General features: G+C 36.8%; 13 protein-coding genes. 2 read left to right on the plus strand and 11 right to left on the minus strand.

All coding sequences use genetic code 11. The features are described 5' to 3' along the window. Positions 1 to 252: 252 nt before the first annotated feature. From Q0L68_RS10035 to Q0L68_RS10085, 11 genes are all read right to left on the minus strand, one after another. Entirely contained in the window at positions 253 to 846 is a 594-nt protein-coding gene (locus Q0L68_RS10035) for a porin family protein (protein ID WP_296702452.1), read from the minus strand. A gap of 78 nt (positions 847 to 924) precedes the next feature. Next, entirely contained in the window at positions 925 to 1,296 is a 372-nt protein-coding gene (locus Q0L68_RS10040) for a response regulator (protein ID WP_296702455.1), read from the minus strand. A 148-nt stretch (positions 1,297 to 1,444) separates the two neighbouring features. Continuing rightward, positions 1,445 to 2,830, minus strand: a complete 1,386-nt coding sequence (locus Q0L68_RS10045; protein WP_296702458.1) for a sodium-dependent transporter — start codon at positions 2,828 to 2,830, stop codon at positions 1,445 to 1,447. Between the two features lie 57 nt (positions 2,831 to 2,887). Next, positions 2,888 to 3,823, minus strand: coding sequence for an SDR family oxidoreductase (locus Q0L68_RS10050; RefSeq protein WP_296702460.1), 936 nt, complete (start codon positions 3,821 to 3,823; stop codon positions 2,888 to 2,890). Then, positions 3,795 to 4,640: a peptidylprolyl isomerase gene (locus Q0L68_RS10055; protein ID WP_296702462.1), complete on the minus strand. Its 846-nt coding sequence runs from the start codon at positions 4,638 to 4,640 to the stop codon at positions 3,795 to 3,797. Before Q0L68_RS10055 ends, Q0L68_RS10050 begins: the two co-directional genes overlap by 29 nt. Further along, positions 4,637 to 5,578 (minus strand): hydroxymethylbilane synthase, encoded by a 942-nt coding sequence (gene hemC, locus Q0L68_RS10060; RefSeq protein WP_296702464.1) that lies wholly within the window; start codon positions 5,576 to 5,578, stop codon positions 4,637 to 4,639. The genes Q0L68_RS10055 and hemC overlap by 4 nt, the downstream gene beginning before the upstream one ends. Continuing rightward, positions 5,575 to 6,483, minus strand: coding sequence for a 30S ribosomal protein S6--L-glutamate ligase (gene rimK, locus Q0L68_RS10065; protein WP_296702467.1), 909 nt, complete (start codon positions 6,481 to 6,483; stop codon positions 5,575 to 5,577). Before rimK ends, hemC begins: the two co-directional genes overlap by 4 nt. 35 nt (positions 6,484 to 6,518) lie before the next feature. After that, a complete protein-coding gene (locus Q0L68_RS10070) occupies positions 6,519 to 6,962 on the minus strand; it encodes a RimK/LysX family protein (protein WP_296702470.1) in 444 nt (147 codons plus the stop codon). Between the two features lies 1 nt (position 6,963). After that, positions 6,964 to 8,094, minus strand: coding sequence for a hypothetical protein (locus Q0L68_RS10075; RefSeq protein ID WP_296702472.1), 1,131 nt, complete (start codon positions 8,092 to 8,094; stop codon positions 6,964 to 6,966). Between the two features lie 12 nt (positions 8,095 to 8,106). Further along, complete coding sequence (locus tag Q0L68_RS10080) at positions 8,107 to 9,303, minus strand: GlmU family protein (RefSeq protein WP_296702474.1); 1,197 nt, start codon at positions 9,301 to 9,303, stop codon at positions 8,107 to 8,109. A 69-nt stretch (positions 9,304 to 9,372) separates the two neighbouring features. Then, positions 9,373 to 9,621 (minus strand): type B 50S ribosomal protein L31, encoded by a 249-nt coding sequence (locus Q0L68_RS10085; RefSeq protein ID WP_074226215.1) that lies wholly within the window; start codon positions 9,619 to 9,621, stop codon positions 9,373 to 9,375. Between the two features lie 180 nt (positions 9,622 to 9,801). Between Q0L68_RS10085 and Q0L68_RS10090 the strand changes: the two genes are divergently transcribed. Together Q0L68_RS10090 and Q0L68_RS10095 are read left to right on the plus strand one after the other, a co-directional pair. Continuing rightward, positions 9,802 to 11,502 (plus strand): hypothetical protein, encoded by a 1,701-nt coding sequence (locus Q0L68_RS10090; RefSeq protein ID WP_366938386.1) that lies wholly within the window; start codon positions 9,802 to 9,804, stop codon positions 11,500 to 11,502. A 54-nt stretch (positions 11,503 to 11,556) separates the two neighbouring features. Next, positions 11,557 to 12,147: ABC transporter transmembrane domain-containing protein (locus Q0L68_RS10095; RefSeq protein ID WP_296702479.1), on the plus strand; the 591-nt coding region annotated here is incomplete at its 3' end.

Here is a 12,147-nt window from a genome sequence, read left to right on the forward strand (position 1 = left end):
AGGAAGACTTTTTGAGAATCTATAAGGTAAAGCTGGTTAAGAAGTGAATTTTTATGCCTATCCTTTTGCTAAATCAAAATGGGGTATTAAAAAAGAAAAATCCTATACCCTGTTTTTATCAAATAGTTGAAAATTAAAATTCACTAAGACGAATTACTCAATGATTTGCAATACCAGACTAGTTGAAAAATACTGTCAAAAAAAGAGCCATTTGACTAATTTACAAATGGCTCTTTTTTCGAAACTTGAAGATTAGAATAACCTAAAACCAACTGAAAGAATCCATTGATTTACACGTTGATCCGTACTAAAACTCCCCACATTACTAGTCAATTTATTCAGTGAGCTTTCATATTTTGCATCGATGATTAGGTTACCTATATCAAGACCTATCCCAGCTTGATAACCCAAAGTTGATTTTTCAAAGTCAACATTTTGAACGTCCTTCACAGCATTTTTTAGTTCCGAATTCATATCGATACTGGCAATAGGACCTCCCTGTAATCTCAAAAAATTAAATAATTTAAATCCCAACATTACAGGAATATCCAACCTATTAAAGCTAGATTCATATTCCCCATCTAGCTCTGACCCCATATCATTAAAGGAGAATCTCCCACTAGTCTGGGTATAGAGAATTTCAGGTTGGAGGAAAAACGGTCCAAATCCTATCCTACTAAAAATCCCAACATGATAGCCAAACTTGGCATCTCCTGATTCAAAATTTTCTTTTGAAAGGTCAAGTTCTGTTTGACTGATCCCCACTTTGGGGCCGATACTAAAATCCTGAGAGAATGCCGATAAAGCAAAACTCAAAAATGCGAACGTAAAAAGAAGTTTTTTCATGGCTGCTAAAATTGGTTTAGAAATCTTATAACGAAGATTATTGAAAAAAATTTAGCAATGTTCTTGCCAAGCCAAGAATCAATTCATCTTTATATCGACTTTTAGCTTTGCCAAATTGTATAAATCAAAAAAATCTAATGGTTTTGAAACTAACGAATCAAATGCGACGGGGCTTATTCTTCGATAATATTCCACATTTCCAGATGTAAAACCAATTACTGGTATTGTACTGGAAACAACATTTTTTTTGAGGCGTGTCAGAAATTCTATTCCATCCATTATGGGCATCATAATATCGGTCAGAATAATACTAAAACCTTTATCAGTTTCTAAAACTTTTAAAGCCTCTAATCCATTATGGGCGGTAACAACTAAGTGATTGGACTTTTCAAAAATCTTTTTGAGAATTAATAGATGAATATCATCATCATCTACAACTAATACGCGCATATGGATTCATTAAAATAAAATACCAATATAAGTATATGAAATTCAATTTTACCATTTGCTGATTTTTATACTAATATCATTAAAACACAAAAAAAGCAGAGAACCCTAGGGGCTCTCTGCTTTAATTTTTTTTTAAAAAAGAAACTTTTTAAGCAGCTTGAGGATCGCCAAATACTCCCACCATATTGAGGATTAAAAGAATGATGACGATTGGGCATACCCACTTGATAAAAAACATCCAGCCTGTTCTAAATACACCCTTGAAACCAGGAGCTCCTGAAGCTAACTCATCTGCGTAATCTGATAGTTTAGAAGCCCATCCAGTATATAGCGATAACATCAAACAAATCACAATTACAGCAAAAGTACCAAACACAAAATCCATAATTCCAAAAAACCCTTCAAGTTTATTTCCAAAGAAGTTCAAATGAAAAGAATGGAAAAAGTTTCCGGGAATTTGAGATAAGGCTGAAGGAACTGATAATGCCATTGCCGAAATACCCACAAGCCACGTAGCCTTTTTTCTACTCCATTTTCTATCATCAATCAAGTAAGCGACTGGGACTTCCAGCATAGAGATGGTAGAAGTTAAGGCTGCAACCATCAACAAAATGAAGAATAAGCCCCCAATGATATTACCTCCTGGCATTGCATCAAATACCTTTGGTAGCACATCAAAAACCAAAGCTGGACCAGCTGCTGGGTCTTTTCCTGGAAGTAGTGCAAATAAGGCAGGGAATACCATCAATCCTCCCAAAAGGGCTACGGAAGTATCCATCCCGGCAATCCATCCAGAAGACTGTATGATATTTGCCTTTTTTGGTAAATAAGAACCGAAAGTGATCATTAAACCCCATCCAACAGACATAGAAAAGAATGCTTGACCAAGCGCCTGAAGAATTACAGCTGCATTAATTTTAGTGAAATCAGGTTTCAAATAATATTCAATCCCAGCTTCAGCCCCTTCCAAAGTCACTGATCTACCTGCGATGAAAATGATGATAATGAACAAAACCGGCATCAAGAATTTAGACGCTTTTTCAATCCCTCCACTAACTCCTCCTAATACAATTAGAATTGTCATCATGATGAAAACAAACGTCAATGGAATCACATAGAGAGGAGTCTCAACAAAAACCTCAAAATCAATTGGGATATTAATGATTTCGGTAAATATGTATCCAACAGTCCAGCCTGCAATTACTGAATAATAGCTAAACACGAAAAAGCAAACCAATACACAAAGAACGCCTGCTATTTGCCAAAATTTATTTCCACCAGTTTCACGAATTGCCCCTATTGGATTTTTTCCTGATCTCCTACCTAAAGCTATTTCATTGAATAAAAGTGGTAATGCTATAAGGAGTACACATAGAATGTATACAAAAACAAAGGCTCCTCCTCCGTTTTCACCTACCAAATATGGAAATCTCCAAATATTCCCTAGACCCACTGCCGAACCTGCCGCGGCCATAATGAACCCGAGACTTGATCCCCATTGGCCTCTCTCTTCGGTGTTTGGACTTGCTGCCATAGATTTATATTAAATTTGATTGATATTAAAGTTAAATATTCGGTAAGACTCGCAGTTTTACGAGCTGGCTAAGATAATTTGTTTTGATAAAATTGCAATTGCCGTTCGGAAAGTTTTGGGCTCAAATCCAAGCTCTTTTCTAGCTTTTTCAAGAACAAATCCAGTTTTTAAAGGTCTTTTTGCAGGCTGAGTAAAAGTTTTTGAATCCACTTTAGAAATTAAAGTTTTATCCAGTCCGAAATAATCAGCAGTAATGATCGCCATTTCATAAGGTGTCAGAAAATCGGAACCAGAAATATTAAATATACCCTCTGCTCCTTTTTCGGCTATTAAAATGCAGCCTTCAGCCAAATCCTCTGCAAGGGTAGGAGTCCGATATTGATCATCTACCACTTGAATATGTTTTCCATTCTCTAAAGAGGATTTAACCCAAAGGATTATATTCGATCTACTCATATCATGAGCAATTCCAAAAACTAAAACTGTTCGAACAATAGTCCATTTAGTGGAAGATGCTTTTACAAGATTCTCTGCTTCTAATTTTGTCTCCCCATAATAATTTACGGGAGCACCTACAGCATTCTCATCCAATGGACCCTCATCTCCTGAAAAAATAAAATCAGTAGAAACAAAAATAAAATGTGAATTTATTCTTTCAGCAGCCCTCAATAAATACTCCGTAGCCTTGACATTCGCAATGTATGCCGCTTCTTGCTTAAGTTCACATTCATCTACATTAGTCATAGCTGCTCCGTGAATAATGATTTCAGGTTTGATCAGACCTATAACTTCCTTTACTTTTTCCTCTTCAGTGATATCAAGAGAAATGTATTCAAAACTATCATAAGGAAGTCTGCTTTCCCCTCTTCCACATCCTATTATTTCAAAGGTGCCTCTTTGGATTAGTTGAGCGACTAGTTTTTGACCCAGTAGCCCATTTACTCCGGTAATGAAAATTTTTTTCTTACTTGCTTTCGGGGTAGATGTACCCATATTGTTTTTCTATTTTTTTCTTCGGCATTTTCTCAATAGTCACTGACAAAACAACTGGAGTTATTGGCTTATCCCTAAAATCAGTTGGCTCCTCAGCAATCTTATCCATCACATCCATTCCTTGAATTACTTGTCCAAAAACAGTGTATTCTCCATCCAAATGTGGAGTTCCTCCCACTGTTGTATAGGCCTCTATTTGCTCTGGAGTAAAATTCTTAGTCACTTTGATATTGAGAGATTCTTCAATTTCCTTTCTCTTGGAAATCAAAAGTGTGGTCAAACTATCAAATTTCTGAGCATCATAGAGCCTTATATATTCATTTTTCAACTCTTCCTGGCTTCCTAATTGAATATATTTCATGAATGCCGGTTGTAATAAATTCAAATCAACCATTAACTCTTCTTCCGAGTAAACTTTACCCAGTACTATGTAGAATTGAGATCCATTGGACCTTTTTTCCGGATTAATTCCATCAGGCTGTCGAGCTGCAGCAATCATTCCCCTCTTATGAAAATATTTAGAATTAATTTCAGCGGGTAGTGTAGGCCAATCTGCTGGAGGTAATTTCTCTTTTGTGAAAACATCTCCTCCTTGGGCCATAAAGCCATTCATTACTCGATGAAACTCAGTCGAATCAAATCTTCCCTCCTCAGCCAAGGAAATAAAATTTGATTTGTGAACTGGCGTATCATCAAAAAATATAGCTACAATTTTCCCATGCTTTGTCTCGATGGTCGCTACATAATCTTTGTTACCTGCACAGGCAAAAGAACTTACTAAAAGCATCGTGAAAAGAATCAATTTCAATTTCTTCATTGCTTGTTTAATGTTGATTTTATTTGATCTAAAATAGTTTTACCACCGAGTGCAAAAACCTCTGCAGCTAATTTTTCACCAACTAATTCAGGATTATTAACATCACCTCTTACTTCTACACTAATCCTTTTCTCACCGTCAAGACTTACAATTCCTCCAACCAAAGAAACCTGGTTTTCTATAATATTTGCTAATGCAAAAACCGGAATACTACACCCACCTTCTAAAACACGTAAGTAGGCACGTTCAGCTCTTAATTTAATTTCTGTATTTGAATGATTGCAAGCTTTAATAATTTGATCTTTTACCTTTTCATCTAGGCTTGTTGAAACTTCAATAGCAACAGAACCTTGTCCCACTGCAGGAGTAAATTCCTCTAATTTTAACTTTTCAACAATCATATCATCGTAACCCATCCTATGGACGCCTGCATACGCCAGCAATAATGCATCACATAAACCTTCCTCCATCTTTCTGATTCGGGTTTGCAAGTTGCCCCTAACTTCTACTGTTTTAATGTGTGGGTAGAAATGTTTTAAGGTAGCCACTCTACGGGTCGAAGAGGTACCAAGAATCAATGATTTGGTTACATCTGAAAGATCAACATCCTTTTTATGGGATACTATTACATCATTTTCGGTTTCTCTCTCCGTAAAAGCAATGATTTCAAATCCAGCAGGCAAATTTGACTGCATATCCTTTGCGCTATGAACTGCAATATCAATTCTACCATCTTGGAGCTGATCTTCTAACTCTTGTGTAAATACTCCTTTACTTCCAATTTTTGAAATAGACACATCCAAAACCTGATCTCCTTTGGTGTCAATAATGACTATTTCAGTTTTTAAACCAGACTTTTGAAGCAATTCCTCAACATGATAAGCCTGCCAAAGTGCTAGTTTACTGCCTCTTGTACCTATTTTTATCAATTTACTCATTGATCATTTCCTCTGCTGGAAATCTTTTTTTTGACTCCCATCTCTATAAACTTGATAATTTCGCCTGCTATATCGATTCCAGTAGCCTTTTCAATTCCTTCTAGCCCTGGAGAACTATTCACTTCCAGAATCAAAGGGCCTCTTGCGGATTGAAGCATATCCACTCCTGCCACATCCAAACCTAATGCTTTTGCAGCTCCTAAAGCAGCAGCTTTCTCAGCTCTAGATAACTTAATCACTTTTGCCATCCCTCCTCTATGGAGATTGGAACGAAATTCTCCTTCAGCACCTTGCCTTTTCATTGCTCCTACTACTTTCCCATTTACAACAAAGGCACGAATATCAGCCCCTTTGGCTTCTTTTATAAATTCTTGGACGATTATTCTTGCTTTTAGTCCATGAAAGGCTTCAATAACTGATTGGCCCGCTTTTTTGGTCTCTGCTAAAACTACACCCAAGCCTTGGGTTCCTTCCAAAAGTTTAATGATTAGTGGAGCTCCTCCCACATGTTCTATGAGCTGTTTTTCGCCTCCTTTCGAAAAATTAGTAAATGCCGTTTTTGGCATCCCTAGTCCTTCTTTAGATAATATTTGTAAGCTTCGAAGTTTGTCGCGACTTCGCACAATAGCCTGTGAATTAACCACAGAGAAAGATCCCATCAATTCAAACTGCCTCACTACTGCTGTTCCATAAAAAGTAACAGAAGCCCCTATTCTTGGAATAATTGCATCAACATCTGTAATCTTTTCACCCTTATAAATAATAGAAGGACCTTCCTGCTCAATTATAATATCGCAAATGCTATGATTAATAATGAGGCCCTCGTGGCCAGCTTCTGTAATAGCTTGATACAGTCTTCTGGTGGAGTAAAGATTTGGGTTCCTAGAAAGGATTGCAATTTTCATGAGTTTATATTTTTCAAAAGAATCAAGAACAAATTTTACTTGGTCTTTTGACGGTAAATTTTAGCAAGATTATATCCGCTTACGTCTACTAAGAATCTATTTTTTAGAATTTTACGCCCTAGTAAGATAGCATTTCGCATACTCGACCTATCAGATAAGGTGAATTCAGCTAGATATTTTTCTCCCGCTAATTTAAAAGTAACTTCAATCAAATATCGGGTTTCGGCATGTCCAAAAGAGTTTTTAACTCGCTTTTCCCTAAATTTATCGAATACTAATGTTTTCCCAGTGTAAGATTTGTGGTCTGGCATCAAAACCTGAAAAGACAGAATTTTCATCCCATCTTTCTCGACAACCCGAATGTTTTCCGCATGGATACTGCTTGTAAAAGCACCTGTATCTACTTTGGCCCAGACCAGATTGAGATCAAATTCTGGAATTGAAATCTTCTCTTTCCTTCCTATTATCTTCTTTTCCATTTCAATTTGTTTTTGCCATAGAAAGAAGCACCTTCATAGAAAGGTCAGTAAAAATCATTTTTGCATTACCATTTCTTTCCAGATGATAATGGGCATTATTGAAAGATTCATATAATTCCAATACATGGTTTTCATCCAATACTTTACCGCTGATTTTCTCGATAAAAGCCCTGTCCTCACCAGTTGTCCTAAGAAGTTCTTCTAAACTTACATTCTTGAGCATAATTTCTCTCAGAACATTCAGGGCAGTTAAAATCAAAGACTTTTGAGCTTCCTTATCTGCTTTGTGAAAATTATCGGCAAGATTAAATAAATCTTTCAGCTTTTTACCATAGCATAGTAAAAACCATTCCCTGATTTTACTGACTTGCTCATCCACGACATCATTTACTAATCTATAAGCCACTCTGAGATCTCCATCCGCAAGCATCGATATTTGCTCAGCCAACTTTACATCACATTGTCCTGATTCCACCAAATGTGCTTTAACTTCATCATCTGAAAAAGCTCGAACCATTACTTTTTGTGTTCTTGAGAGAATAGTCGTTAATAACTGATCTGGTTGCGAAGTGATCAGCATGAAAACTGTCTTAGATGGTGGCTCCTCTATAATTTTAAGGAGGGAGTTTGCAGCGGAAGGGTGTAAATATTCCACCCCCCATATCAACATTACTTTATATCCTCCTTCAAATGACATAAGCGACAAAGATTGGATAATCTTTCTTGCTGCGCCTTTGGAAATATTTAGCTGCTTTTTCTCAAAACCGTTGAAATAAATATAGTCATGTATGTTTCCATAGGGCTGCTCTTTCACAAATGTTCTCCAATTCGCCAGTTCTATATTTTTTTCATCTTCCTCTCCATCCTTATCTTTTGAAATAGATGGAAAGGCGAAATTTAAGTCTGGGACAATCAGTTTTTCCATTCGCTTACAATAGGAACACTCTCCGCAGGCATCTTTATCTCCTGGATTTTGGCAAAAAAGGTATGTAGATAAAGCCAAAGCCATGGTTAAACTAGCGGATCCTTCTGGACCATGAAAAAGTAATGCATGTGCCAAATGATTGTTTTTGACAGCATTGATCAGGTTTTCTTTCGTTTCGGGAAGGCCCGGTATTTCAGCAAAGAGCATGGCTTATTTTAATCAGGAAGATATTTCCCAAATTCTATAGGTTTTGGTTAAATCAAAAATCCATTTCAAGATTTCTTCATCTTTTTTTGTCCATTCGATTTTTCTTCTTTCCATCACGGCTTTCGCTGTTTCTTCAAATTTATGGAATTGATAAGTAGAATATCCTTTCTCGCCACCCCATGAGAAAGAAGGAATAAAGTTTCTTGGATATCCACCTCCAAAAATATTTGCTCCTACTCCAGCTACTGTACCAGTGTTAAACATGGTATTAATTCCACATTTGGCATGATCCCCCATCATCAATCCACAAAATTGTAAACCTGTATTTGAGAATCCACCTTTTGTATAATCCCAGAGCTTTACCGAAGTATAATTGTTTTTAAGGTTACTTGTATTGGTATCAGCACCCAAATTGCACCATTCCCCAATCACAGAATTCCCTAAAAACCCTTCGTGCCCTTTATTACTGTAGCCGAAAATAACTGAATTGGAGATTTCTCCCCCAACTTTTGAAAAAGGTCCAATCGTAGTATCGCCTCTTAGCTTAGCACCCATATTTACAGTTGAACCTTCACAAATAGCAAAAGGTCCCCGGATCAAAGCTCCTTCTTGGATCTCAGAGTTTTTCCCAATATAAATTGGACCATTTTCAGCATTTAAAATTGATGCTTTGATAATTGCACCCTTCTCAATAAAGATATTTTCAGGATTATAGCATTTTGTGTATGGATCTGTGATTTCCTGAGATTTTCTTCCTTTAGTTATCAAATGAAAGTCAGCACGAAGCTGATTCCCATTAAATTGAAAGATATTCCATGTCTTTTGAAGTAGATCAGGCTCAAACTCTAATTGGATCGCTTCCTTTTCTTTTGAAGTATCTAAGTTCTTTTCCGTTTCACCGATATAAGAAGCCAATAATGTTTTACCAAAGTATAATGACTGGCTTTTGGTAAGTTTCTTTAAAGCAGCGATATCTCTTTCTGCAGGAAGCCAAGCTCCATTGATAGCAAGTTTCTCTCCAGAAGTCCTTTGAAACTTGCTTCTAAGATAATCCTGTGTCAAATATGAAGCTTTACCACCTAATAGGATTTCCCACTTTTCTGAGATTTTCAAAATCCCAATGCGGATATCTGCCACCGGCCTGGTAAAAGTAAAAGGAAGTAGTGATCCCCGAATGGCCGGATCGTCAAACAATAACAAATTATCCATAAGGCAAAAATAAAAAAGTCTCCCGGAATCCATGCTCCGGAAGACTTTTTAGAATGTTTTGCAGTAGAATTACTTCTTCTGAGCGTATCTTCTGTTGAATTTTTCAACTCGACCAGCTGTATCAAGCATCATTTTCTTACCAGTGTAGAAAGGGTGAGACTGAGAGCTCACTTCAATTTTATACACAGGATATTCGTTTCCATCTTCCCAAACAATTGTTTCGTTTGTTTCGATAGTCGACTTGGTCAAAAACTTGAACTCGCTAGAAGTGTCGTAGAAAACCACGTCTCTGTAGTTTGGATGAATATCGGCTTTCATTGTATCGTTAGTTTTATTGTACCTTTTTCAAATGAGGCACAAAGTTACCCTTTTTCAGAAATTCCACAAAATCTTTATCAACTATTTCTAAATGAATTGTTAAAATCACAGATCTTTAACACTGAAATTCAAAAATACTGCCTTATTTTAAGAATCCACGCTATTTTTAGCTTTTCACTGATGCAAAAAACTTCCTTTCTAACACCCGCGATTATATCACTTATGCTTTTTGGGCTTTTGTTATCTCCATTTTTGGCTAAAGCCCAAGGATCTTATATCCCTTACAACAGAGACTATTACCATCTGATTGACCGATACGAAATCCTAAGGGGCGAAAATAATCCGGTATTTCGGAGTGGTACAAAGCCTTTTCGCAGAGATGATGTAGCAGAATTCTTAGATAGCTTAGCGAATGACCCTGTTATCAAAACTCGGATTGATGAATTTAACTTAGCTTATTTGAGTCAGGATAATTGGGAATTTGTAAATCGTGAAACTCCATCCTCAAAAAAACCTTTCCTAAAAGGATTATATAAAAGACCGGGGGATTTCGCACATTATTATAGTGATGAATTTGATATCCACCTAAGTCCGGTCATTTACCTCAATGGTGGATTAGAATTGGATAATGAGCAAAACCCAAACCGCCTTACCCGTGGAGTGGTATTAAGAGGTTCAATAGATAAAAAAGTTGGGTTTTATACCTATTTCACTTCTTCTGAATCTTTTTTTCCAAGTTGGGTAAAAAACTACGCCGAATATAATGGCGCAGTACCGGGAGAAGGATTCTGGAAAGAATATAATTCTGATGGCTATAGTTATTTTTCGGCACTTGGGCATGTCAGTTTTGATATAACTAAGCATATTCAGGTGCAGGTAGGACATGACAGAAACTTTATTGGAGAGGGGTATCGCTCCTTCCTATTATCTGATTTTTCCAACCCTTATATGTTTGTGAAATTCAACACCAGAATCTGGAAATTTCAGTTGACAAACATTTGGACTCAAATGACTGCTGATGTGGATTATGATCGCGGAAGACCCACTGATGGTAGATATCCTCAAAAATGGTTTTCCTTCCATCGATTGGGTTTTAACATAGGGAAGAAGATTAATCTAGGCTTCTTCGAGTCTGTAATGACAGATAAAGCTGATTTCAATTATTTTAATCCTATCGTCTTCTACCGATGGGTTGAACAATCACTCGGAACACCAGACAAAGTAATGCTTGGTATCGACGGAAAATGGAATTTCTATCCGGGGATGCAATTTTATGGTCAATTTGCTCTAGACGAGTTCGTGTTCTCAGAATTCTTTGGGCAAGACGGAAAAGGCTCTAAAAGAAACAAATATGGAATTCAAGCGGGCTTCAAGTACATAGATTTATTTACCGTTTCCAACTTGGATCTTCAGCTTGAATATAATTCTGCTAGACCCTACACATTTCAGGAAAAAATTGATTACCAGTCGTACAGCAATTGGCGTACCCCTCTTACCCATCCAAGAGGGGCAAATTTCAGGGAATTCATTGGGATACTTCGATATCAGCCTTTAACCAAATTGAATGTGACTTTGCAAAGCATGTATCAATTTTATGGTGCTGACCCTGATGTGGAAACCAATTGGGGAGGAGATGTGCTGAAAAACAGATTAGAGGGAAGTCCAACTGGACTATTTGGAAACGAAATAGGGCAAGGGATTGAAAACAAAGTCATTCAAACAAACCTCAATGCGAGTTACATGTTGCGCCATAATTTCTTTATAGATGCGTCACATACTTTTAGAAGAAGAACATCACCAGATTTGGAGAGTCCTGAGACCAATAATTACTTCCAACTTGCGTTTCGCTGGAACTTCACAAGACCAGATTACAACTATTAAAAAAACGCCACAGGATTTTCTGTAACTTGCGGCTTTATTTCTGGATTAATATCAATGAAAACATACCTACGGATATTGGCATATGCCAAGCCTTATGGAAGGTTTGTTCCGGTTTACCTTATTTACGCATTCCTTTCCATCGTTTTTGGATTATTGAACTTCACTCTTTTGAAGCCTCTTTTTGATGTAATCTTTGAACAAGTGGATCCTGAACAATTGGTTACTTTTCAAGAAAAGCCCGATTTCAGTTTTTCAATAACCTACTTTACTCATCTTTTCAATTATAACTTTCTCCAAATTGCAGAAGAATATGGACGACTAGGCACACTTTTTTATGTCTGTATTATCATAGTAGTATCTGTGTTCCTATCGAATCTTTTCACCTATCTCTCAGGTGTTGTTTTGGCGAAAGTCAGAGCAGTGGTGATTAAGAAAATGAGGATGGATATATTCAATCAAGTCAGCAAACTTCATATTGGCTATTTCTCTGATGAAAGAAAGGGAGACCTGATGTCAAAGATGACTAATGATGTTCAGGAGGTAGAAAATACTATTGTACAATCCCTTCGGGTAGTTTTTAGAGAGCCTGCTACCATTATCTTATACTTTGGGGTTTTATTTTTTATGTCTGCCAAGCTCACTTTT

Source organism: Algoriphagus sp. (assembly GCF_024642405.1).
In the GTDB taxonomy this organism is placed as follows: Bacteria; Bacteroidota; Bacteroidia; order Cytophagales; family Cyclobacteriaceae; genus Algoriphagus.